The organism is Clostridium swellfunianum (assembly GCF_023656515.1).
GTDB classification, from domain to species: Bacteria; Bacillota; Clostridia; order Clostridiales; family Clostridiaceae; genus Clostridium_AT; species Clostridium_AT swellfunianum.
This window is the reverse complement of record NZ_JAMOFV010000006.1, coordinates 1,220,607-1,244,159: the sequence shown is the minus strand read 5'-3', so window position 1 is coordinate 1,244,159 and position 23,553 is coordinate 1,220,607. Positions and strand designations below refer to the sequence as shown.

At 33.8% G+C, this 23,553-nt stretch carries 19 protein-coding genes; 11 read left to right on the top strand and 8 right to left on the bottom strand.

What is annotated here, in order from left to right:
• Positions 1 to 18 precede the first annotated feature (18 nt).
• The 3 genes from NBE98_RS05660 to NBE98_RS05650 are packed head-to-tail and all read right to left on the bottom strand — an operon-like array spanning position 19 to position 3,894.
• Positions 19 to 1,125 (bottom strand): GerAB/ArcD/ProY family transporter, encoded by a 1,107-nt coding sequence (locus tag NBE98_RS05660; RefSeq protein ID WP_250813454.1) that lies wholly within the window; start codon positions 1,123 to 1,125, stop codon positions 19 to 21.
• Positions 1,126 to 1,148: 23 nt separating this feature from the next.
• Positions 1,149 to 2,342 carry a Ger(x)C family spore germination protein gene (locus tag NBE98_RS05655; protein ID WP_250813451.1) on the bottom strand — a complete coding sequence of 398 codons (1,194 nt, stop codon included), beginning with the start codon at positions 2,340 to 2,342 and terminating at the stop codon, positions 1,149 to 1,151.
• A gap of 55 nt (positions 2,343 to 2,397) precedes the next feature.
• Positions 2,398 to 3,894, bottom strand: a complete 1,497-nt coding sequence (locus NBE98_RS05650; protein ID WP_349305980.1) for a spore germination protein — start codon at positions 3,892 to 3,894, stop codon at positions 2,398 to 2,400.
• Positions 3,895 to 4,220: 326 nt separating this feature from the next.
• Between NBE98_RS05650 and NBE98_RS05645 the strand changes: the two genes are divergently transcribed.
• The 5 genes from NBE98_RS05645 (at position 4,221) to NBE98_RS05625 (ending at position 8,980) form a co-directional block, all read left to right on the top strand.
• Positions 4,221 to 5,705, top strand: coding sequence for a spore germination protein (locus NBE98_RS05645; protein ID WP_250813448.1), 1,485 nt, complete (start codon positions 4,221 to 4,223; stop codon positions 5,703 to 5,705).
• Between the two features lie 14 nt (positions 5,706 to 5,719).
• Positions 5,720 to 6,880 carry a Ger(x)C family spore germination protein gene (locus NBE98_RS05640; protein WP_250813446.1) on the top strand — a complete coding sequence of 387 codons (1,161 nt, stop codon included), beginning with the start codon at positions 5,720 to 5,722 and terminating at the stop codon, positions 6,878 to 6,880.
• Entirely contained in the window at positions 6,877 to 7,101 is a 225-nt protein-coding gene (locus NBE98_RS05635) for a hypothetical protein (RefSeq protein ID WP_250813444.1), read from the top strand. Before NBE98_RS05640 ends, NBE98_RS05635 begins: the two co-directional genes overlap by 4 nt.
• Before the next feature lies 1 nt (position 7,102).
• Entirely contained in the window at positions 7,103 to 8,191 is a 1,089-nt protein-coding gene (locus NBE98_RS05630) for a GerAB/ArcD/ProY family transporter (RefSeq protein WP_250813442.1), read from the top strand.
• An 81-nt stretch (positions 8,192 to 8,272) separates the two neighbouring features.
• Positions 8,273 to 8,980 carry a 2-phosphosulfolactate phosphatase family protein gene (locus NBE98_RS05625; protein WP_250813440.1) on the top strand — a complete coding sequence of 236 codons (708 nt, stop codon included), beginning with the start codon at positions 8,273 to 8,275 and terminating at the stop codon, positions 8,978 to 8,980.
• A 96-nt stretch (positions 8,981 to 9,076) separates the two neighbouring features.
• Here NBE98_RS05625 and NBE98_RS05620 read toward each other — a convergent pair whose 3' ends face one another.
• From NBE98_RS05620 to NBE98_RS05610, 3 genes are all read right to left on the bottom strand, one after another.
• Positions 9,077 to 9,271, bottom strand: coding sequence for a cold-shock protein (locus tag NBE98_RS05620; protein WP_250813435.1), 195 nt, complete (start codon positions 9,269 to 9,271; stop codon positions 9,077 to 9,079).
• Positions 9,272 to 9,356: 85 nt separating this feature from the next.
• A complete protein-coding gene (locus NBE98_RS05615; RefSeq protein ID WP_250813433.1) occupies positions 9,357 to 10,583 on the bottom strand; it encodes a hypothetical protein in 1,227 nt (408 codons plus the stop codon).
• Positions 10,584 to 10,687: 104 nt separating this feature from the next.
• On the bottom strand, positions 10,688 to 11,863 hold the full coding sequence (locus tag NBE98_RS05610) for a class I SAM-dependent rRNA methyltransferase (RefSeq protein WP_250813431.1): 1,176 nt from the start codon (positions 11,861 to 11,863) through the stop codon (positions 10,688 to 10,690).
• Positions 11,864 to 12,037: 174 nt separating this feature from the next.
• Here NBE98_RS05610 and NBE98_RS05605 point away from each other — a divergent pair, with 174 nt between their 5' ends.
• The 4 genes from NBE98_RS05605 to NBE98_RS05590 all read left to right on the top strand — a co-directional run bounded on the left by NBE98_RS05605 (position 12,038) and on the right by NBE98_RS05590 (position 17,804).
• Positions 12,038 to 13,594: an ABC-F family ATP-binding cassette domain-containing protein gene (locus NBE98_RS05605; RefSeq protein ID WP_250813428.1), complete on the top strand. Its 1,557-nt coding sequence runs from the start codon at positions 12,038 to 12,040 to the stop codon at positions 13,592 to 13,594.
• 529 nt (positions 13,595 to 14,123) lie between these two features.
• Positions 14,124 to 15,602, top strand: coding sequence for an Lsa family ABC-F type ribosomal protection protein (locus NBE98_RS05600; protein ID WP_250813426.1), 1,479 nt, complete (start codon positions 14,124 to 14,126; stop codon positions 15,600 to 15,602).
• 88 nt (positions 15,603 to 15,690) lie between these two features.
• Positions 15,691 to 16,959 (top strand): GTPase HflX, encoded by a 1,269-nt coding sequence (gene hflX / locus NBE98_RS05595; protein WP_250813422.1) that lies wholly within the window; start codon positions 15,691 to 15,693, stop codon positions 16,957 to 16,959.
• 296 nt (positions 16,960 to 17,255) lie between these two features.
• The gene (locus tag NBE98_RS05590; RefSeq protein WP_250813415.1) at positions 17,256 to 17,804 is read left to right on the top strand and encodes a flavin reductase family protein; all 549 of its coding nucleotides are present in this window, start codon (positions 17,256 to 17,258) and stop codon (positions 17,802 to 17,804) included.
• 86 nt (positions 17,805 to 17,890) lie between these two features.
• Here the strand turns inward: NBE98_RS05590 and NBE98_RS05585 are convergent, their stop codons facing one another.
• On the bottom strand, positions 17,891 to 18,964 hold the full coding sequence (locus NBE98_RS05585) for a 2,3-butanediol dehydrogenase (protein WP_250813413.1): 1,074 nt from the start codon (positions 18,962 to 18,964) through the stop codon (positions 17,891 to 17,893).
• A gap of 291 nt (positions 18,965 to 19,255) precedes the next feature.
• Positions 19,256 to 21,217, bottom strand: a complete 1,962-nt coding sequence (locus tag NBE98_RS05580) for a sigma-54-dependent Fis family transcriptional regulator (RefSeq protein ID WP_250813408.1) — start codon at positions 21,215 to 21,217, stop codon at positions 19,256 to 19,258.
• A 289-nt stretch (positions 21,218 to 21,506) separates the two neighbouring features.
• On the opposite strand from NBE98_RS05580, the gene NBE98_RS05575 reads away from it, so the two are divergent.
• Together NBE98_RS05575 and NBE98_RS05570 are read left to right on the top strand one after the other, a co-directional pair.
• Positions 21,507 to 22,352: an AraC family transcriptional regulator gene (locus NBE98_RS05575; RefSeq protein ID WP_250813406.1), complete on the top strand. Its 846-nt coding sequence runs from the start codon at positions 21,507 to 21,509 to the stop codon at positions 22,350 to 22,352.
• Positions 22,353 to 22,547: 195 nt separating this feature from the next.
• Positions 22,548 to 23,420, top strand: coding sequence for an AraC family transcriptional regulator (locus NBE98_RS05570; protein WP_250813405.1), 873 nt, complete (start codon positions 22,548 to 22,550; stop codon positions 23,418 to 23,420).
• Positions 23,421 to 23,553 lie beyond the last annotated feature (133 nt).

Below are 23,553 nucleotides of genomic sequence, written 5' to 3'. Positions count from 1 at the left end.
TAAAAAACTCCTAAGTCTTTAGTTTGTGACTTGGGAGTTTTTGTTTTTATTTTTAAAGTAAGCAAGTGCTAATGCCAAAAGTGGAATAATAATCTGTATTGGAAGATGTATGTACTTAACCGTAAAATCTAATCCAAGTTTAATATGTTGGGGATAGTTTCTGGCTATAACCTCTGAAAGTATTAGAGCTATTGCAGCAAAAGGAAAAGCTAAAAATCTAAAATTATTGATTTTTAACAACTGTGAGGTTCCTAGGATAGAAGCATACATGAGAATACTAATCTTCATAAATCCTCCAACAACTAATGTAACAACTATAATAATATCTAACCTGTCTAAAAAGCCTCCAACCTGTATAAGCCTTAAGGTTTCCAGGAGAGGGAAGTTAGTGCTTGAAGCAAAGGTTACACCAAGACCAGCGATAAACATTATGGTAATAGCAGATAATGCTACCCCTTCAGTTATAATAGACCAGGTTACTAATTTTCTAATCTTATAAGGTTCATTTACCGTGCTGTAGAGCATAGAAAAGACTATAGGCTCGCCAAAGGGAAAAGTTATGAGTTTCCATCCTTTTTGAATAACATTTAGAAAACCTTTCTCAGCTATAGGTTCAAGTCTATCAAAAAAGAATACACCCTGTGTTATAAGCAGTAGTATATAAGCACCAACTAGGCCAAGCATCATTAGAGGAAAAAGTATCTCAGCAGCTCTGCTAATAGTTTCAAAGCCAGTCATCACTCCATAGGCTACAGTTAGTATAAGTAGTGAGCCTATAAATACTCTAGGTGTTTGGGGCATAGAGGATATAGATATAAGTCCAGTGAAATCTCTAAGTACTCTTGCAGACAAGTAAAGGAAATATAGGGTGTAAATTATACTTATAAGAGTACCTAAATATTTACCAAATATTTTTGGCATATAAGTTACTATAGTATCCTTAGGATAGTATTTGAAAAGTGCAATATATACATATTGCAGCAGAATACCTGGAAGTGTATAGATAAGTATAGCAATCCAGGCATCCTGTTTAGTATCAGCTGCCAGAAAAAAAAGGACAGCACTTCCATAAGGGAGTATAAACAGAGTTGTAAACAGCTGATAGCCTGATATTTTTCTTTCCATAGGATTAATCACTCCTAGACGATTTACTCTTCTTCCGTAGCTGACTTATTATTTAAGCCTGCACTCCTAACTATACTTTCTACATTGATAATAACATTTAAATTTTCATATATAGTATCCCAATCCTTTTTTATGCTTTTCCAGATCTTTGGATAACTTTTATGTATACTTTCTCCAAAACCGAAGATATCTGCTTTATACTGACCTTTGGCCATATTTAATACAAGCTCAATTTCATCTTTTACAGCTTTACTTTGAAAGATACCTATTTGATCTAAAACTTCAGGATTTTTAACAGGATCCGCTGGATTAGGAAGCTGCCTTAAATCTGTAAAAACCTTAACATTTACCTGGAGGCTAATACCATTTTCATCTATAATAGGCTTTATCTTGCTAGAACCTCTTAATATCTCAGCTGAAACTATCCCAAAGTTGTCAGCAGGAAAGGTTATATTCCCTACTTTTACTGTGCCCATAATCCAAGACAATCCTCTTGTTTCCTTAATATTTAAGTATCCTATAAGTTTATCTTTTTTAAATACTGCTGTCCCAGCTAATTCAAAGTTCATGTCTAGGCTATCCTCTGAACCTCTTTTTGTATTTATAACGGCTGCTACTGCAGCAGAAGTTGGATTAGTTAATGAATTTTGTACATCTATAACATAACTAAAGGGCCTATAGCCAACATCCTTTTGCCTAAGAAATAAGTTTTCTATAACAATGGATGGTATAGGGCTCTTAGAAGTTTGGGCTTTCACAATTTCAGAAGCCTTTCCTTTAGTGACAAGAAAAGGTGTGTTAAGCCTAAATTCCTGTATTCTAATAATGGAATCAAATACATCTTTAATTCCATTTCGAGCAAGACTATCGCCAACTACTATGTATTTTACATGGCCAAAATGCTGTGCTCTGCTCATAGTTTTTGAAGCTTCAAAAACTGCATCAAACAAAGTGTATCCAACACCAGAAATAATTATTATATCTTTTCCAGAGCTACCTGAAGAACTGCCAGACTGGGAGGTAGGAACATTTGGATTTAATATCTGCATAGTAACTTCAAGTTTGTTGTCAGGCATCAAATCAATACCAACTGCAAGTACCAAAAAAAGCCTTTGTATATCCTTCCTTTTTCCAGTACAACCTGTAAGATTTATAACAAAAATTATAATGAGAAGATATATAACTGTCCTTTTAAAATATTTTGCGAAATTTTTCATTAAAATCACCGTACTATTGCCCTCAAAATATTAAAGTAAATTATCTTGAGTTGCACTAGGAACTATTTTCATTATTTTTATCTTCTTGAGTTATAGGATTTGTAGCTGGTCTTCCTACTCTTCTGGTTGAATCTCTCCAGGTAATAGTTTTGGGCATCTTCTTTAGACTCCAAAGAGGAGCCCGTATAAATATATCTTTGAGCTCTTTAGGTCTTAATGGGCCTACAGGAGCTAGAAAAGGAACTCCAAAGGAGCGAAGAGACAAAAGGTGCATAATTATGGCAATAAGCCCACAGGTAAGACCAACCATTCCTCCCAATCCGCCAAGGACTAAAAGACCAAAGCGAATATATGCCAGCGGCATTTGAAGTTCAGGAGTGGGTATTGCAAGAGCAGATACCGCAGAAAAAGCTACAACTATAATCATATGTGCGCTTACAATACCTGAGTTTATTGCTGCCTGACCAAGGACTAAACCACCAACTACGCTTACAGACTGCCCCATAGTTTTAGGCATTTTTATGTCTGCCTCCTGAAGAACTAGATAGGTAATAAGCATAAATACTGCCTCAAAAATTGGAGGAAAGGGAATTTCTGCTCTGCCGCGGATAATACTTATAACAAGTGATGTTGGGAGCAATTCCTGATGGTAGCTTATTAAGGAAACATAAGCTGCAGGAAGAGCCATAGACATTGAAAAAGCTAGCATTCTAATCCACCTGGATAAAGTAGCTACATAAAATCTTAGATAATAGTCATCTGGAGACATAAAAAATTCCCCAAAGATACAAGGAAGAGATAAGACTACAGGTACATTATCAACAAAAAGTACAATACGTCCCTCTAGTATCTTTCCTGCTGCTACATCAGGCTTTTCAGTTCTAAATATAGTAGGGAAGAAGCTAAGAGGACTATCTTCTATATACTCTTCTATATAGCTAGCTGCAATAACTGAATCAATTTCAATTTTTCTAATTCGCTTTCTCACCTCATCTACAATTTTATTGTTTGCGATATTATCCATATAAACCATGGCAACATTGGTTTGTGTTTGTTTTCCAACCTTAAATAATTCTGCTTTAAGATGAGGACTCTTTATCTTTTTTCTTATAAGGCATACGTTAGTGCCAAAGGATTCCGTAAACCCTTCTCTAGGGCCGCGAATAACACTTTCAGTAACTGGTTGTTCTACAGTTCTTGCCGGTGGCTTTTTCATATCTATAGTGAAAGCTACGTTTATACCACTAACTAGAATTATAAGCTCACCTTCAATAATAGAACTTGTAATTTTTTTCATGTCATCTAGTACGTCATCTTTAGCAATTCCTAGTAAAGACATTAAGTAGGTTTTAATATCTCCTATAGGATGCATTGGTGTATAGGTTAGCCTCTTCAGAGCAATATTCTCGATAAACTCTGTTGGAATCATATTCGATATGTAAATGCATATGGCGGAGTACTTAGGGTCGCCGGCAATATTAATTTCTCTAATTAATAAATCACCACATTTATTAAAAACTTTTTGAAGATACTGTTTGTTTCTTTGTAAAATCTTGGAAGGAGCAAGCTTTTTATTTTGATTTGAAGGTGGATTGCTTGAAGGATTATTAAAGCGATTATCTATTGCTGTCTCTATATCTTTGTATTGTATTCCTTCAGACTTATCATTTTTATATAATATTTTCTTTACAAAATCAAATATGGTAAATCACCTGCTTTATTTATGAAATATAAAGACCATAAAATTATATCTCACTATAAAAACCTTTTTATAATTTATTTTGTGTGAAAATTAAATACTTATACCTTATTAAACTAAATAAGTATATGCTAGAAAAAAATACAAATAATAATTAAAAATAAAGGTAAGGTGAGCTTATGGAGTTTTCAAATAATCTAAATAAAAATGTAACTATGCTTAAACAGATATTTAATGGAGATGACACAATTAAATTTAGGGAATTTGAAAATAGATATAACAGGAACTTGAAATTTTGCATTGTGTTTGCTGATGGGATGATAAATAAGGAAATTGTTGATGAACATATTATAGAAAAGCTAATGAATATAAACATGGAGAATATAAACATTAGTGGACCTGTATCTCCACAAACAATTATAGATACATTAATTAAAAAAGTTGTTATTGCTGGAGATTTAAAAAAGAACTCCAGTCTTGATGAAGTTTTAGATGGCATGCTGTATGGAGATACAATTGTATTAATAGACGGTATGGCAGAGGCAATTATTGCTGATACAAAGGGATGGCCTGTAAGAGCAATAGATGAACCGCCATCCGAAAAAGCTGTTAGGGGATCAAGAGAAGGTTTTACAGAAAGCATAATGACAAATACAACTTTAATAAGGAGAAGAATTAAAAATAAAGATTTGAAGTTTAATTTTATGGAAATAGGGACAAAAACTAAGACGAAGATAGCAATATGCTATGTAGAAGGATTAGCAAGAGAAGAGATTGTTAAGGAGCTTAGAAATAGGCTTTCGAATATAGATATAGACGGGATTTTGGAGTCTGAGTATATAGAGGAATACATAAAAGATGCTCCATTCTCTCTTTTTAAAACTATAGGCAATACCGAAAGCCCAGATGTAGTGGCTGGAAAGCTTCTCGATGGGAGAGTTACTGTGCTTTGTGATGGAACCCCCTTTGTACTTACTATTCCATTCATTTTCTTAGAATATTTTCAGGTATATGAAGATTATTATAACAATTACATATATTCTTCTTTTAACAGAATGCTAAGGTTTCTAGCATTTTTCCTAGGAGTAAGTGTGCCGGCATTATATGTGGCCGTTACAGCTTATCATCAGGAACTAATACAAACCTCGCTGCTTCTTAGCATATATTCCTCAAGACTTGGTATTCCTTTTCCTATAGTTGTTGAAGCGGTAATAATGCTTATAGGATTTGAAATATTGAGAGAGGCTGGAACGAGGTTGCCTAAGCCTATAGGTCAGGCTGTTAGCATTGTAGGTGCTCTTATACTTGGGGATGCAGCAGTAAATGCAAGAATTATTAGTGCACCAATGGTAATCGTGGTTGCGGCAACAGGTATATCCTCTTTTTTAATTCCAAAGATGATCGGGGTATTTATTGTAGTAAGGTTTATATTTTTGATTCTTGCAGCATTACTAGGGTTGTATGGATATATGTTTGGTGTCATGGGGCTATTTATATATCTAGTCTCCTTAAGATCCTTTGGAGTGCCTTACATGATTAGTATTTCAGACTTGAAATTACATGACATAAGAGACACAGCAATTCGTGCTCCTATGTGGCTTATGAATGTTAGACCAAAACTAATAACTAAGAATAAAATACGACAGGATAAAATCAGGAGTTAGAAAAGAGGGTATTAATGAAATTAATGAAAAAATTTATGCTTGTTCTATTAATTATTATCAGTAGTTTTGTTAACACTTCCTGTTGGGATTATAAGGATGTAGAGAGACTCAATGTTGTTATGAGTTTTGCCATTGATAAGGACACAAAAAGCAATGAATATATCTTAACTGTTGAAGTTGCCAGACCCGAGTCAGGTCAGAATCAAGCCAAGTATATGTCAGACATTTATGAAAGCAGAGGAAACACAATATTTGAAGCCATAAGAAATTTAATTCCAAGGATAGGCAAAAAGGCTTATTGGAGCCATGTAAGCATTGGTATTTTGGGTAAAGCTGTTGCAGGGGAGGATGTTGGGTCTGCTATAGATTTTTTCTATAGAGATCCTGAAGCAAGAGGTGATATGTATATATTGATATCAAAACGAGAAACAGCAAAAGAAATCTTACTAACTAACCATAACCCGCAGGAACTAAGGGCTATAAAGCTTAGATATGTAATGGAAAATCAAAAAAGCTCTAAAAAATTTCCTAAAACGCAGCTAAGGGAGATTATAGAAAATTTGCAATCTAAGAATAAGGCAATACTAGTTCCTACTATAGATTTTAGAGCGTCAGACGATGGGCTAGTTACAGAAATTAATGGTAGTGCTGTATTAAAACAAGATAAGGTAGTAGGATACTTAACACCAGAGGAGACACAATATGCTCTTTGGGCTATGGGGAAGATAGATGGAGGAGTTCTGGTGGTTCAAAATATAATTGGAGATAATAATATAACCTTTGAGATATTTGGTAATAAAACAAAAATTAAAACTGATTATATTGACAATAATGCCAAAATAAAAGTTGATATAGCTGCTGATGTATCCATTGGTGAGGTCAGTAATGATGTGAAATTTGAAAAGGAGGAAGTAAAAGAACAAATAAGGAATGAGGCGGAAAGGTATTTTGAAGATAAAGTGCAATATATAATTAAAAAAATGCAGAATGAATGCAAGAGTGATGTATTCTCTTTTGGGAAAAAATTCGAGATACAAAATAGAGGCATCTGGAAAAAAATAAAGCCTACCTGGAGCGAGGAATTTTTAACAGCAGCTGTTGAAGTTAATGTTAAATTAGAGATAAAGGGAAGTGCCATGACTTCACGACCTATTAAGGAGGAAAGTGGCAAATGAGAGTTATATCTATAATAATAATCTATGTTTCCTTATCAGCTATAGAGATGATTTCACTTAGAGGGAAGAAACAAAAGAAAGAAAGCATAATTTTTATTTTTGCAATGATTATGCCATTTATACTAAGTATAAATATAGCAGTAGGCACAACTGTACCTAATATTAATTCAATTATAAGAAAACTAATTTGGCCGGCCATAATGCAGTTTTGGGGGAAGTAGAATGAGGAGAGAGATAATTTCAAGTAAACAAGGGGTTACTTTGTTAATTTTATTTATTTTCGGGAGTACATTTGTAGTAGGAACTGGAGGAGAGGCAAAGAAAGATATGTGGCTTGCAGTTATAATAGCTATAATTGGAGCCCTACCAATGTACTTTATTTATGCAAAGCTTTTAATGAGTTTTCCTGAAAAGGACTTATATGATATTGTAGAACTAGTCTTTGGAAAGCTTTTAGGAAAAGCTATAATACTTTTATACATATTCTATAGCCTGCATTTAGGAGGATTAGTAGTTTATAACTTTAATGAGTTTATAGGCACAGTTGGATTAGAACAAACCCCTATGATAATACCAAGCAGTATAATGATGGTTTTATGCATTTGGATGCTAAAACAGGGAATTGAAGGGCTTGCTAGGTGGGGAGAATTATTTTTCCCAATACTGATTAGTATAGTTTTTTTAGCAGCTATGTTCTCCATACCCAATCTGGATATAAATAATATATTACCCATAGCCGCAAATGGAATTAATCCTATAGCTAAGGGAGCTTTTGATACATTTTCATTTCCTTTGACAGAAGCAGTTTTGTTTACCGTTGTATTTTCTTCTCTAAAAAATAGTAAAGCGGCTTTAAAAACTTATATATTAGCGCTTATCATTGCTGGTGGTACACTAGTTATATCAGTGCTGAGAAATATATTGGTATTGGGTGAATATGTAATATCCATAAATTATTACCCAACCTTTGTTGCTGTGGCTAGAATCAATATTGGTAACTTCCTTCAAAGATTAGAATCAGCATTATCGATAACTTTTTTGATTGCAGGTTTTGTAAAGATATGCATATGCTTATTAGCGGCTTCTAAAGGATTTGCTAAGGTGCTTAACTTTAAAGATTATAGATTTATTGTCATTCCACAAGCGTTAATGATATTAAATTTTAGCTTTATAGTAACTAAGGATGCAATGGATTTAAGAATATGGAGTCAGCAGGTATATCCTTATTATGCATTTATATTTGAGGTAATTCTGCCGTTAATAATATTTATCTGCGCTAAACTAAGGTATAAGGAATTAAAAAAGTTATAATCATGAATAGGCTCTTCTTAAATATGATATAATGCTGTTAGAAATAATAGATATAAACAGTGATAATTTTGGAGGCGCCCAATGAAAGTAGATATAATAATTTCAGCAGGAGATATAAAAGAAAAAAAGGTTTTAGATAAAACTGTAATTGTGATAGATATGTTGAGAGCAACGTCAGTTATAACAACAGCAGTTGCTAATGGCTGTAATGAAGTAATTCCTCTTTTAACTATTGATGAGGCTATGGATTTAGTTAGAGAGGAAAGATCAAGATACATACTAGGTGGAGAAAGAAAAGCTTTGAAGATAGAAGGCTTTGATTGCTCTAATTCACCTCTTGAATACACCTCGCAGCTAGTTAAAGGAAAGAGTATTGTTCTCACAACCACCAATGGGACTAGAGCAATTAAAGGATGTGAAGGTGCAAGGAATATTTTAATTGCAGCAATGATAAATGGAGCATCAGCTGCAATTAAAGCAGCTGAGCTTAATAACGATTTAGTTATAGTGAATGCTGGAACTTATGATGAGTTTTCAATAGATGATTTTATTTGCAGCGGATATATTATTGATTGCTTAAAAGACCAGTGTGATGTTCTTTTAAGTGATATAGCCACAACTGCTCATTATATATATAAAAACAATGAAGATATCTTTGGTTTTATAAAGTTTGCAAGTCACTATAAGAGGATAGAAGAATTAGGTTTACAGGAAGACTTAGAATACTGCTGTAGAAAAAGTATAATCGATGTGGTTCCAGAGTATAAGGACGGAAACATAAGAATATAACAATATAACAATATAAGAATATAACAATTTAACAATTTAAGTGGTTTTAAAAAATAAAGAGGAGAGTGTGGAGGTGCCATCACTTTCCTCTTTATTTTAGTATATACTTACATTAGCAGCTTGGGGTCCTTTTCTGCCGCTTACTATTTCAAATTTAACTTCCTGACCGGCTTCTAATTGCTTATCCATAGCTACAGCAGTATGATGAACAAATACATCTTCTCCGCCATCTTGAGCTATAAAACCAAAGCCTTTTTCAGGATCGAACCATTTAACTACACCAGTTTCCATTATATTACCTTCCTTTACTAAGCTTATTATCTCAAATTTATTATGCAACAAAGTAATGATAATAATACGTTAAGAATAGATTCTTCTATAAGTCTAACTTACTTACACCAAGGGCATGATGTTGCCAAAGCACATTTTGGACCATATACATTTGATTTTCTTGGCATTCAATAATTAAAACTACTTCTGTATTTTTTAGACCTGGTTGTTTTCTTAGCTCATTTCTAGTCATAAATAATTTTATAATAAGACCAATGCTAAAGCCAATTGCCATTGCTATAAGCCCCCATAACAGAGGTCCCCAGGTTAAAACAAAGCCATAAACAGCACCAAATATCATAAAGAGGGTTGCTAGTATCATAGGCAAGTCAAACAGGCTTACCCCATCAGAATGATGTATGGTATCAAAAAGCCTCCTTTCCTCTTGTCTTTTATCCATTGGAACTGCAAGAATATTTTCTTTTGGGATTCCCTTCATTTCTATTTCTGTTACTGCTAGTTCCAGGTAATTAGAATATTCAAAGGTAGATACAATATGCATTTTATCTGTTCTCCTTATTATAGAAGGTAATTTGAAGAATTTATTTTGGTATTCCGTTCTAAGGAATTTTGATTGCTCCCAATCATATAAATTATTGTATTCTACACAGTTTGCATAAGCATCATATATAGCAAACATATATATTGAAGGAACATTTAAGAACCAATGAGGGTTAACAATAGCTCTTGCGGCTTCAAAGTCTCCAAGCAGAGTATAGTGTATGCAAGGAAGAAGCTTTGAAAAATAAGCTGTTGCAATCCACCAAGCCAAGACAAAGAATGCAGTAACAATCCTGTGAAGATACAGTTGACCAGCTCCGGGCGTCAACGCTGTCCAAGCAGCAGCAACCCAAGGACTTCTCTTATCTAAATAATTAAATCCCATTCCGTTGAACTTTATTGGAGTTATTGGACAATCTTCTCGTGCTGCCAATCTATATATATTATTAATAGTTATTGTTGATCTGTAACTGTCCCAAATTGCAAACATAAAAGTCGGAAGATATAAAAGTGCCCATTCTTTGTGCATAACACCTTTAGCCATCTCAAATCTTCCGGTAAAGGAATATAAAATAGCAAGGTTAACGTTAGATTTTAAATTTATAAACACTTCCCAAAGAAATAGAACAGTGCCTCTTATATGCTTATTTATTAATATATGTCCAAGACCAGGAAACATAATGGACCAGAATGATACGATAAAAGGATTTCTAAGATGCAGTTGTGTAATTCCAACCGTGCTTACATATGCTCTAGGACGACGCTTAATCATGATACTCTCCTGAATTACTTTCATTTTGTTAAATTTTATTAGTAATTTTAGATTATCCTTATAAGCTGAATTGTATGTAATAAAAAAATCCCCTAGGGGATTTTTTAAATTACTTGGAAAATTATAAACTTTAAATAATAGGATTCGTCAGAATTCCAAAGAATTGGATGGTCTGCGGCTTGGGTTCTAAACTCTACCTGCCTTAAGGTTCTTTTAGCATCTCTTGCAGCATCTGCAATTGTTTGCCTAAATAAGTCCTCTTTCATAAAATGAGAGCAGGAACAGGTTACAAAGAAGCCGCCTGGTTTAACCATTTTTAGACCTCTTAGATTTATATCCTTGTAGCCTCTTATAGCTCCCTTAACGCTTTCACGCGATTTAGTGAAGGCTGGAGGGTCTAAAATTACTACATCAAACTTTCTTCCTGCTTTAGACCATTCTGTTAACACATCAAAAGCATTGTGGCATTCAAACTTAACTCTGCCTGAAAGTCCGTTTAGTTCAGCATTTCTTGTGGCGAAATCTACTGCATGCTGTGATATGTCTATGCCAAGAACACTTTTAGCTCCAGCAATTCCTGCATTTAAAGCAAAAGAACCTGTGTGAGTAAAACAATCTAAAACTTCTGCATTCTTGCAGATTTTATGTATGGCAGCTCTATTTTCCTTTTGATCTAAAAAGAAGCCTGTCTTTTGTCCGTTTTCAATATCTACATAATATTTAACACCATTTTCAACAATTTGAACCATAGTATCAAAGGGTTCTGAAAGGAAGCCTTTTGTTTGCTCCATACCCTCAAGCTCACGAACAGCAGCATCGCTTCTTTCATAAATACCTTTTGCTCCATATTCTTCTTTAAGAATTTTCACTATTATATCCTTGTATTTATCAATGCCCAAAGCTAAAGATTGAATAACATAGTAGTCCTCAAACTTATCAATAGTTAAGCCTGGAAGAAAGTCAGCTTCTCCAAACACAAATCTGCAGCTTGAAGTATCAATAATCTTTTTTCTATATTCCCACGCATCCTTAAGTCTTCTTCTAAAAAAGTCTTCGTCTATTTCTTCATCAATATTTCTTGTAAGTATTCTTATGGAAATCTTGGAAACGTCGTTTATGTAGCCTTTGCCAATAAAATCATGTTTAAAGTTATAAACTTCAACAATATCTCCGTTAGTATATTCGCCATCATATTCTTCTATCTCATCAGTAAAAATCCAAGGGTGACCACTTTCAACTTTTCTGCCTTTTCCTTTATATAAATAAAACTTGCATGCCATGTGTATTACACTCCCTTTGTTAAATTCATTATGTAGTATACCACATTTAGGCATTATATAGTATAAGTCTGCTATTAATCCACCTCATTTAAGCAAAATTTCCTTTGACACAAGCAGCCTCAATATCTTAAACTATACTATGTGTAATTAAACGGCTAAAAAGGAGAGAAACTAATGAGTATATTAACAGTTAAAAATATAAGTCATGGTTTTGGAGATAGAGCTATATTTGAAGATGTGTCCTTTAGACTTTTAAAGGGGGAACACGTTGGACTAATAGGCGCAAACGGAGAAGGTAAATCTACCTTTATGAATATAATCACAGGAAAGCTAATGCCTGATGAAGGACAGATTGAATGGTCTAATAGAGTTAGAGTTGGCTACATGGATCAGCATACAGTACTTGAGAGCGGTCAAAGTATAAAGGATGTATTAAGAGGAGCCTTTCAGTATTTATTTGATGCAGAAGCTGAAATGAACGAGCTTTATGGGAAAATGGGTGAAGTTCTGCCTGAAGAGCTTGATAAGATGCTTGAAAGAACAGCAGTAATTCAAGATATGCTGGATCACAATGGCTTTTATGTTATTGATGCTAAAATTGAAGAAACTGCTAAGGGTTTAGGACTTTTAGATGTTGGTCTTGATAAAGATGTTTCAGATTTAAGTGGAGGTCAAAGAACTAAAGTACTACTTGCTAAGCTTCTATTGGAAACTCCGGACATCCTGCTTTTAGACGAGCCTACTAACTATCTAGATGAAGTTCACATAGAATGGCTTAAGAGATTTTTAATAGCTTACGAGAATGCTTTCATTCTGATATCTCATGATATACCATTTTTAAATTCAGTAATAAACCTGATATATCATGTAGAAAACAAAAAGCTTACAAGATATGTTGGAAACTATGAGGAATTTGAAAGAATATATGAAGCTAAAAAGAAACAGCTAGAGCAGGCCTACGAAAGACAGCAGGCAGAAATTGCAAGACTGGAGGATTTTGTTGCTAGAAATAAAGCTAATGTTGCTACTGCCAATATGGCTAAATCCAGACAAAAGAAGCTAGACAAAATTGAAAGAATCGAGCTTACTCAAGAAAAGCCTAAGCCAACCTTTAATTTTAAGTCTGCAAGAACCTCAGGAAAGGTTGTTTTTGAAACTACAGACTTAGTTATAGGATATGATACTCCTTTATCTAAGCCTCTAAACCTTAGAATGGAAAGAGGAGATAAAATAGCTTTAGTTGGAGCAAACGGTCTTGGAAAATCAACTCTATTAAAGAGTCTTCTAGGGTTACAAACAGCTATATCAGGTAATGTCCATCTTGGAGATTATCTTCACTTAGGATACTTTGAGCAGGAAATAAAGGAAGCCAACTATAACACCTGTATAGAAGAGTTTTGGAATGAGTTTACTGGATATACCCAGTATGAAGTTAGAGCAGCTCTTGCTAAGTGCGGACTTACTACAAAGCATATAGAAAGCAAGGTTGTAGTACTAAGCGGAGGAGAGCAGGCAAAGGTAAGATTAGCTAAGCTTATTAATAAGGAGACAAATTTATTAATCCTTGACGAGCCTACGAACCACTTGGATGTAGATGCAAAAGAGGAGCTTAAGAGGGCTCTTAAGGAGTACAAAGGAAGCATACTGCTTGTATGTCACGAGCCAGAGTTTTATAGAGATGTTGTTACTGATGTATGGAACTGTGAGCAGTGGACGACAAAAATTGTTTAGAAACTTAATGTTTCCAAGTTAGTAAATAGTTCAATTTAGATAGCAGTAATATTAACAAGTATTGCTGCCGTTCTTTATTTATCCATCATTGTTGATTTTTTCGACAAATAGTGTTACAATGGCAACATATTTGAAATTGAGGTGAAAAAATGATTAAATTTTCTTGCTAGTTTTAAAAAGCATAATAAAATTGTGGATTCGTTTAATACCGCTTTTTTTGTTGTGCTTATGCAAGAAAGTTAATTTATTTTTTCACTCAGACGGTATATCCTTACCTTACCCTAATTGGGGTTTGGCTTTGCTGTATTTATGAGCTGCAAGAAATAACTTTCTTGCAGCTCTTATTTTTTTATAGATTATGAAGATAAGGAGGATGATTAATATAATGAACATTAAAGATCTTTTTATAACACATGATAATCTTCATATAGAGCCGGATACTTCGGGCGACATTTATATGGAGTAATACCAGTCGCCTATTGTTCCGACTTTGGTATTTGTACTACTAATTTCAAAGGAGGACAAGAATATGTCTATAATAAACGTTACAAACCTGACCTTCGCTTATGAAGGCAGTTATGATAATATTTTTGAAAATGTAAGCTTTCAAATTGATACGGATTGGAAATTGGGCTTTACCGGAAGAAATGGACGAGGAAAAACTACCTTTCTGAACCTTTTACTTGGAAAATACGAATATACTGGTAATATTTCAGCTAATGTAACTTTTGAATATTTTCCTTATGAGGTGCAGGAACCAGAAAATTTCACCATAGATATCATAAAGGATATCAGTCCGAATTCAATGGATTGGGAAATAATGAAGGAATTATCCCTGCTCTCTATAGACGACGATGTTTTATACAGGCAGTTTTATACACTATCAAAAGGTGAGCAGACAAAAGCTTTGCTTGCGGCTATGTTTTTGAAAGAGAACTCCTTCTTGCTTATTGATGAGCCTACAAATCATTTGGATGCTGAAGCTAGAAAAAAACTCAGTAATTACCTCAAAAAAAAGAAAGGATTTATCCTAATTTCGCATGATAGGTTCTTTTTGGATAATTGTATTGATCATGTTCTTTCAATAAATAAGACAAATATAGAAATACAAAAAGGTGATTTTACCAGCTGGTGGGAAAATAAAAAAAGGCAGGATGGTTTTGAACTGGCAGAAAACGAAAAGCTGAGAAAAGATATAAACCGTTTATCTAAGTCTGCTAAACGAACAAGCAACTGGTCAGATGAAGTGGAGAAATCCAAAAAAGGAACCACAAATTCAGGTTGCAAGCTGGATAAAGGATATGTTGGCCACAAGGCTGCAAAAATGATGAAGCGCTCAAAGTCCATTGAAAACAGACAACAAGCCGCTATTGAAGAAAAGTCTAAGCTTCTTAAAAATATTGAAAGCTCCGACAGCTTGAAGATGTCCCAACATGCTTATCATAAAAACAAACTTGTGGAACTTGACAATGTTTCAATCTTTTACGGTGATATCATGGTTTGCAAGGATGTTGGCTTCAGTATTGAACAAGGTGATAGGATTTCACTCAAAGGTGAAAATGGTTCAGGGAAATCAAGCATTATCAAGCTTATGTGTGGTGAAGAAATAAATTATACAGGCACTTTTAGAAAAGGAAGTAATCTAAAAATATCCTATGTATCACAGGATACATCGCATCTTAAGGGTAACTTAACCGATTACGCCTTTAAAAACAATATTGATGAAAGTCTTTTTAAAGCTACTTTAAGGAAGCTTGATTTTTCAAGAACTCAATTTGAAAAAGATATGTCATCCTTTAGTGGCGGTCAAAAGAAAAAAGTGCTTATTGCAAAGAGTCTTTGTGAGGAAGCTCATTTGCATATTTGGGATGAACCGCTTAATTTTATTGATGTTATATCCCGAATGCAGATAGAAGAGTTACTGCTCGAATATTCACCAACTTTATTATTTGTTGAGCATGACAGCGAGTTTTGCAAAAATGTTGCAACAAAGGTGTTTGAGCTCTAGCTGAAGGGGCGAGAGTGTGTTAAAGGGGGTAGTGATAATCTGCCTCCTTTTTCCTCGTAATAAGATGGTGATGAACGGAGGAAGCTGTATGGAGCATAGAAAAAGAGCAGTAATTGTGGGGTGTAATATCAATAATGATAAAGGATTTTTTAATATGATGGAGGAATTGTCCGGGCTAGCTGATGCATGTGATATTGAGATAGTTGGTGAGATTACTCAAAAATTAGAGCGAACGTATTCATCGCATTATATTGGAAAAGGAAAAGTCCAGGAAGTAATCTCGCTAGTTCGCGATAAGGACTCTGAAATGGTTATTTTTTATGACGAGTTATCTCCTACACAAATTCGTAATCTGGAAAAAGATTTAAAATGTAAGGTAATAGACAGAACGGTTCTGATTTTGGACATCTTTGCTAAGAGGTCTAAAACAAAAGAAGCGCAGCTGCAAGTAGAAATAGCGAAATTACAATATATGCTGCCGAGGTTAACAGACCTTGGAGAAGTATTAGGCCGTAAGATTGGCGGTGCCGGGTTTATAAATGGAGGTCCAGGAGAAACAAAATTTGAACTGGATCGCAGAAAGATTAGAGCTAGAATTAGTGCATTGAACGCTGATCTGGAAACGATTGGGGTTCAACGTCAAAATCAAAGGAAACAGCGTAAAAAGTCAGGAATACCAGTGATTGTTTTAGTAGGATATACAAACGCAGGTAAGTCAACCATTATGAATACTATGATTGATTTGTATAGTTCCTCAATTGGTAAGTACGTATTTGAAAAGGATATGCTATTCGCTACGTTAGAAACTTATGTAAGAAGCATAAAGCTGCCTAATAACAGGTCGTTTTTGCTAAGCGACACAGTAGGGTTTATCAGCAAACTACCCCGCCAGCTTGTTAAGGCATTTCAATCGACTTTAGAAGAAATTACTGAAGCTGATATGTTAATTCATGTGGTTGACCGCTCAAACCCTAATTATAAGCAGCATATCGTAGCTGTAAAAGAGACACTAAAAGAAATAGGTGCGGATAATATCCCTACTATCTATGCTTATAATAAAGCAGATTTAGTAGGGGATGAAATTATAAAAGAAGAAAAAGACCGCATATATATTTCTACTAAAAGTAAAACTGGAATAAACAATCTGGTAAATGAGATATGCAAAAGGGCGTTAGAGCAGCATGTTTGCTGTCAGCTGTTAATCCCTTATAAAGAAGGTAGTGTACTGTCATATCTTAAGGATAATGCAGATATAAAATCAACTGAATATAGTATTAATGGAGTGTTGATATCTGTAGAATGCAAGGAATCAGATTATATAAGATATAAGCAATTTGAAAGCCTGATTAAAAAATAGGCCTATAGCAACGAAGTTAGGTTAGGTAGCCATGATACATCCCATGTAATCTTTACTAGACAACGAAAATTGTTTAGCAGTTACATGCATTATAGAGAATAATAAATACTAGTATTAAAACAGATTTGGGATTGTATAAATATAAAGTTTTTACAAATAAAAAAGAGTATGCCTCGCAAGGGGCGTACTCTATCTATATGATAATTCATATGAAAGAAAAAGTCTATAAATTTGTTGATTTTTGTCCTATAATTTTCTTTGTTGCAACAAGAATATGATTATATAGGAGAAAAATTATGACAAAGAAAAAAATCGCAAATATTCCTTTTGGACCATATATCACTGTATTAGCAGGAGCTACTGTTAATGGAAAACCTAACTATGCTACAATTGGAGCCTATGGAGTTGTAAGTCAAAAGCCTGTACTTTATATTTCATTAAAGAATTCTCATTGCACAACAGCTGGGGTAGTTGAGAATGGATTTTTCACTGTAAATATTCCTACTTCTGATGAAATTGAGAAAACTGATTATTGTGGAACTGTTTCTGGCAATAAAGTAGATAAATCAAGTGTTTTTGAATCCTTCTACGATGAAGCAGGAAATGCACCAATGATTAAGGAGTGTCCTGTAAATTATCTTTGTAAAGTAATACAAACTATCCCTATATTTGATTTTACAATGTTTATAGGGGAGATTGTTGCTGTATATGCAAATGAAGAGTGTTTGGATAACGGAAGGCCAAATGCACTAAAAGTTAAGCCAACAGTGCTAATGGACACAGGTTACTTTGATTTGAATAATAAAGTAGGGTCAATATTTAAGGTGTGTAGTGGTAATAAGTAAGAAAATTATTAATTAAAGTTAAAATAACAAAAACAGCAATAATACCAAAAAGTATTATTGCTGTTTTTTATTTTACTATTAATTTTTTATAAGAGAGATTTATCTGGAGTTACTAGGATTTTTACATGTTTTTTCTTTTCAGGTCCTGTTAATGCTCCAAAACCTTCTTCTACTATGTCATCTAAATGTATTTTTTTTGTTATATAGCCTTCAGCCTTTACTCTTCCATCACTCATTTGAGCAATAGTTGCTGGGAACTCATGTCTATAAGCTAAGGTTCCTATAATTTTCTTTTCGCTAAATACTAAAAGATTTGGATTAAAGCTTACTTCATTTTCCCATATACTAGTTACTACTAGGGTGCCTTCGAATTTCAAGCTGTTTAGTCCTGCATCAAAGCCTACTTTAGCTCCTGTAGTTTCGAAGGCTGCATCTACACCAACACCATCTGTAAGCTTTTTAACTTCTGTAGCAATATCTACTTCATTTGGGTCAAGTACTATATCAGCACCGGCTCTTTTTGCATACTCTTGCCTTATGGATTTTCTTTGAAGAACTATTACAAGCTTAGCACCGGCAGCTTTTAAGCATTCAATAGTAGCTAAGCCTATAGGTCCAGAGCCTAGCACCAAAGCAGTATCCCCAGTTTTAAAGTTAGCAATCCTTATGGAATGTAATGCTACTGCCATTGGCTCTACTAAAGCAGCTTTTTCATAGGACATAGTATCTGGAATTTTATGAATATATTCTTCAGGGAATACAGTGTATTCAGCAAATCCACCACCGCTTCCGCAAAGTCCATGGAAACCTAAAGAAGAACAAAGGTTATATTTGCCTTCTAAACAAGCAGGACATTTACCGCAAGCTACAATAGGTTCTACTATCACTCTATCTCCAGCCTTGAATTTAGTTACGCCCTCACCAACCTCTACAACCTCTCCTGAGAATTCATGGCCTAAAACTACAGGTGCTGTATTGCCACTTAGTGGATGAGGTTGTCCAACTGGTATGAATATTGGTCCTCCTAAATATTCGTGTAAGTCTGAGCCGCAGATTCCACACCATTTGACTTTAATTTTTACTGAACCTTTTGTTACCACTGGTTCACTAATTTCTTCAACTCTTACATCATTCTTTTTATACCATAATGCTGCTTTCATAATTTAGCCTCCTAAAAATACATTGTTGTGTTAATTTATTCACAATAAATAACAGCAATAATCTTGCCAACTTTTTTATTAGGCATAGAATATGTTGAAAAGTGCTATGAAATAGCCCGGATTATGCAGACAAAACAGCAATACATATGCAATTACTTGATAAAGTTTATACAAGTGTAATCTAAACACTTTTCTGATGAATAAAAAAATGTAGCATAATGAAACAATAATTATGTGTCATTATGCTACAAAAAAGATTTCAATCTCATTTTGATACATTTTTTAACTATATTACTCGATTTGGATATTATATTTTTTAATTTTTCTATATAGGGTAGATCTACTTATGTTTAAAATTGTAGATGCTTTAACTATGTTTCCTTTACACTTAATTAATGCCTGCTCAATTCCTTGTTTTTCTAAGGATTGCATGGAGATTAATGTGGTATTTTCTTCTACTTTATGTATTATAGGATTTTCTGCAATAACATTCTCCATATTATTATCCTCTATATTAGTATCCTCTATGGCATAAGCGGACACTAAGTCTCCATCACTTAAATAGTAGTCCCTTTCTACTACATTTCTAAGCTCTCTTACATTGCCAGGCCAAGGATATTCTATTAGTTTATTTATATAATCTTTTTTCACGGCTTTGTTCAAGTGACCATTTTTAATAGATAAAATCTTTACAAAATGTTGAACTAGAACCTCTATATCTTCCTTCCTATCTCTTAAAGGGACAGTATTTATGTTCATAACATTTAATCTATAATAAAGATCTTCTCTAAAATTTTTCTTTTTTATTTCTTCTTTTAAAACTCTATTAGTAGCGCCTATAACCCGTACGTTAAGCTGTTTTTCATAGGTACTTCCAACCCTTATAACTTTATTGTTATCCAGAACTCTGAGAAGCTTTGTCTGTATATCTAAAGGCAATTCGCCTATTTCATCTAAGAATATAGTTCCTCCGTCTGCTAGTTCAAATTTTCCTGGGTGCCCATCCTTAGATGCACCTGTAAAGGCTCCTTTTTCATAACCAAAAAGTTCACTTTCGACTAATTCTCTAGGAATAGAAGCACAGTTTACAGCTACAAAGGGTCCAGAGGCTCTTTTGCTATAATTGTGTATGGATTGGGCTATTAGCTCTTTTCCTGTTCCACTTTCTCCTTGAATTAGAATATTACAATCACTTTTTGCTGCTTTTTTAGCAAAGCTAATCATAGCCTTCATTTTTTCATTTTTAGTTATTATATCTTCAAAATTATAGGAAGCCTTATAGCCAACTACTTTGTTAACAAGCTTATGAACATATTGAGACTCCCTAAAGGTTATGACAATACCTACAAGTTTTTCATTAACCTTCATTGGTACAGCATTTATAATGCACTTAATTCTATTTCCTTTTATATAAAAATCGCATTCTACATTATTAAAGGCTTTGTGATCGTTATATATAATTTCATCAAAATTAATATTGGACAAAGTGTGGACAATATCCATTTTTATTGCTTCCTCAGCCTTTATATTCAAAATCTCCATGGCTCTATCATTGATTCTTTTTACTCTTAATTGGTCATTCAAGACAATCATACCTTCTGAAATAGAGTCAAAGGTTGTATTCATAAGATTATAAGATATTATAAGAGCTAATTGCTTTTGTATGGATTGAGCTGCTGAGGTAACAATACCTAAGGTATGGGAATGGGCACTATAAAAGTTACCTGACATATTAATACATCCTATTAAATTATCATCCTCATCATGAATTGGGGAAGCTGAACATGTCCAGGAATGCTGTTTAATTCCAAAGTGTTCTGCTCCAATAGTCTGTATAGGCTTGTCTAAATAAAGTGCTGTGCCTATAGCGTTAGTTCCAACGCAGGCTTCTGTCCATAGCTCGCCTTTAACAAAGTTTAACTTATCAGCTCTTTCCATTATTTCTTTATCGCCAATTACCTCAACGATATATCCATCTTTATCAGTTAAGATTATAGAAAAACCAGAACCAGCAACTATGCTATATATACTTTCCATTATAGGTTTTGCCACAGATATAAGCTCAACATTTTCACCTGTTAAAATCTCAGGATGCTTATAGTTGTTAATACCTCGGCCATTCATGGGATCTACACCATAGCTTTTGCATCTTCTCCAAGAATCTGCTATTTCACTTCTTACTTTAGGATGTATGATACCTGTAGCTATAAACTCTCTCCAAGCTTCGGCTATAAAATTAATATAATCCTCCATGATTGTTACCTCCTGTAGCAAATGAAATTATATATACTTAAATTATATACTATAGTTAAACTTTGGTGATACAAGATAATGCTATTTTGGAAGTATAATAAAAGACTGCCTTAAAGATTAAGTTTTATTATTAGTAAATTGAATTTCGTACATAAGTAAAATATAATATAAATTACATTGTCAACGTCTCAAAATTAATATTATTAAAGTTGGCCTACATTTCCGTGCATGAGAAATCGGTTATGTAATTTTTATTTCATGTAAAATAAATATATAAAGAGGTGAGAGCATGGATTGGCTGGAGAGAATGAATTATGCTTTGGATTACATCGAAAATCATTTGGAGGATGAGATAGACTATACTCAAATTTCAAGAGCAGCGTATTGCTCAGAGTATCATTTTTCAAGAATGTTTTCGTCTATCAGTGGTATTTCCCTTTCGGAATATATTAGACGCAGACGGCTAACACTAGCAGCTTTTGAGATTCAAAAAACTGATGCTCGGATAATAGATGTTGCCATTAAATATGGATACGAATCTTCTGATGCATTTTCAAGAGCTTTTCAGAAGCTACACGGAATAAAACCGTCTGAAGCTCGCAATAAAGGAGTACAATTAAAAGCCTTTCCACGAATCTCTTTTCAAATATCTATAAAAGGGGATGTAGAAATGGAATATAGGATTGAGAAGCTTGATTTTGAATTAAAAATAATAGGTAGAAGTAAATCAGTAAAAACAAGCAGAGCATTTAAAACTATTCCAACACTCTGGAATAGTGCTAAAAAAGATGGATTTATGCAAAAGTTGATTGACATGTCATGGGAAAATCCAAAGTGTAAGCTTGAAGGCCTTCTAGGAGTTTGCGGCACGGAAGCAGCAATTACAGATGAAGATTTTAATTACTTTATGGGAGTAAGATATGAAACGGAGGCTCCAACTGATATGGAAACTCTTATAATCCCACAAAGTACTTGGGCAGTTTTTCCTAATGTTGTAGATGCTTGGAAGCGTTTATATACAGAATGGGTTCCAACTTCAGGCTATGAACTTGCAAGTTTACCATGTATTGAATGTTATTATGGACCAAAACATAAGCCTAGACATGAGCTATGGGTTCCAGTGGTTCCTAAATAATAAATAAAAATTTATTAGACAAAAATCGTATGTTAATTTAATATAAAATCTATAAAAAACAGCAATAATATTTACATATATGATTGCTGTTTAATTTATATAGGGTATAAAGAGTTAACCCCACAAAATCGTACAGAAAAAGTCGGACAATCAAATTTAATTTCTGATATTCTATTGATGAAAGGAGGTCATAAAATGGATTCACTTAAAAGCATGAATGACGCATTGAATTATGTTGAAGAAAATCTTGCTAATGATATTGATTTAAAAAAAGTGGCCAGATTAGCCTTATGTTCTGAATATCATTTTCAACGAATGTTTTCTTTCCTTGCAGGTATTTCTCTGTCAGAGTACATTCGTAGAAGGCGCCTTACTATGGCGGCTTTTGAACTTAATAATAGTAATGTTAGGGTAATTGATATAGCCGTTAAATACGGATATAGTTCACCCGATTCATTTACAAGAGCTTTTCAAAATTTACACAGTATAACGCCTTCAGAGGCAAGATTAAATGGTAAGTCTTTGAAAGCATATCCAAGAATGACCTTTCAATTATCAATTAGAGGAGGAAATGAGATGAATTATAGGATAGTAGAAAAAGAGGCATTTAACATAGTCGGTATAAAGAAAAGAGTTCCAATTATTTTTAATGGAGTTAATTCAGAGATTGCAGAAATGTGGAAAAGCTTAAACGAAGAAAGGATTCATCAGCTTAAGGAACTTTCTAATACAGAGCCTAAGGGGATAATAAGTGCATCTACTAACTTTTCAGAGGAGAGAATGGAGGAAAAAGGGGAGCTTGATCATTATATTGGAGTTGCTACAACAAAAGAGTGTCCAGCTAACTTAACACAGCTTAAAGTTTCAGCATCAACATGGGCTGTATTTGAAGCTGTAGGTCCATTTCCGGCTGCACTGCAGGATATATGGGGCAGAATATATGCAGAATGGTTTCCAGCTTCAAACTATGAACAAGCAGAAGGTCCAGAAATTTTATGGAACGAAAATAAAGATGTATCTTCACCAACTTTTAAAAGCGAGATTTGGATACCAGTTAAAAGAAGATAACAATTGAATTGAATAATTGGTAAATAAAAAGCTCTTGCCTAATCGGCAAGGGCTTTTTCGATTACAGAGAAAAAGTTAACTTGTTTTCTTTTTATATTTATAACAAGTTAAAAAGTTAACTTGTTGGCCTGCA

What these genes read in the sequence shown, in the direction of transcription:
- hflX (WP_250813422.1), top strand. Translation starts at nt 15,691, where the DNA reads ATGGAGCATAGAAAAAGAGCAGTAATTGTGGGGTGTAATATCAATAAT.
- NBE98_RS05635 (WP_250813444.1), top strand. Translation starts at nt 6,877, where the DNA reads ATGAGAGTTATATCTATAATAATAATCTATGTTTCCTTATCAGCTATA.
- NBE98_RS05620 (WP_250813435.1), bottom strand. Translation starts at nt 9,271, where the DNA reads ATGGAAACTGGTGTAGTTAAATGGTTCGATCCTGAAAAAGGCTTTGGT.
- NBE98_RS05625 (WP_250813440.1), top strand. Translation starts at nt 8,273, where the DNA reads ATGAAAGTAGATATAATAATTTCAGCAGGAGATATAAAAGAAAAAAAG.
- NBE98_RS05640 (WP_250813446.1), top strand. Translation starts at nt 5,720, where the DNA reads ATGAAATTAATGAAAAAATTTATGCTTGTTCTATTAATTATTATCAGT.
- NBE98_RS05615 (WP_250813433.1), bottom strand. Translation starts at nt 10,583, where the DNA reads ATGATTAAGCGTCGTCCTAGAGCATATGTAAGCACGGTTGGAATTACA.
- NBE98_RS05610 (WP_250813431.1), bottom strand. Translation starts at nt 11,863, where the DNA reads ATGGCATGCAAGTTTTATTTATATAAAGGAAAAGGCAGAAAAGTTGAA.
- NBE98_RS05660 (WP_250813454.1), bottom strand. Translation starts at nt 1,125, where the DNA reads ATGGAAAGAAAAATATCAGGCTATCAGCTGTTTACAACTCTGTTTATA.
- NBE98_RS05580 (WP_250813408.1), bottom strand. Translation starts at nt 21,217, where the DNA reads ATGGAGGATTATATTAATTTTATAGCCGAAGCTTGGAGAGAGTTTATA.
- NBE98_RS05570 (WP_250813405.1), top strand. Translation starts at nt 22,548, where the DNA reads ATGGATTCACTTAAAAGCATGAATGACGCATTGAATTATGTTGAAGAA.
- NBE98_RS05605 (WP_250813428.1), top strand. Translation starts at nt 12,038, where the DNA reads ATGAGTATATTAACAGTTAAAAATATAAGTCATGGTTTTGGAGATAGA.
- NBE98_RS05630 (WP_250813442.1), top strand. Translation starts at nt 7,103, where the DNA reads ATGAGGAGAGAGATAATTTCAAGTAAACAAGGGGTTACTTTGTTAATT.
- NBE98_RS05645 (WP_250813448.1), top strand. Translation starts at nt 4,221, where the DNA reads ATGGAGTTTTCAAATAATCTAAATAAAAATGTAACTATGCTTAAACAG.
- NBE98_RS05655 (WP_250813451.1), bottom strand. Translation starts at nt 2,342, where the DNA reads ATGAAAAATTTCGCAAAATATTTTAAAAGGACAGTTATATATCTTCTC.
- NBE98_RS05585 (WP_250813413.1), bottom strand. Translation starts at nt 18,964, where the DNA reads ATGAAAGCAGCATTATGGTATAAAAAGAATGATGTAAGAGTTGAAGAA.
- NBE98_RS05590 (WP_250813415.1), top strand. Translation starts at nt 17,256, where the DNA reads ATGACAAAGAAAAAAATCGCAAATATTCCTTTTGGACCATATATCACT.
- NBE98_RS05575 (WP_250813406.1), top strand. Translation starts at nt 21,507, where the DNA reads ATGGATTGGCTGGAGAGAATGAATTATGCTTTGGATTACATCGAAAAT.
- NBE98_RS05600 (WP_250813426.1), top strand. Translation starts at nt 14,124, where the DNA reads ATGTCTATAATAAACGTTACAAACCTGACCTTCGCTTATGAAGGCAGT.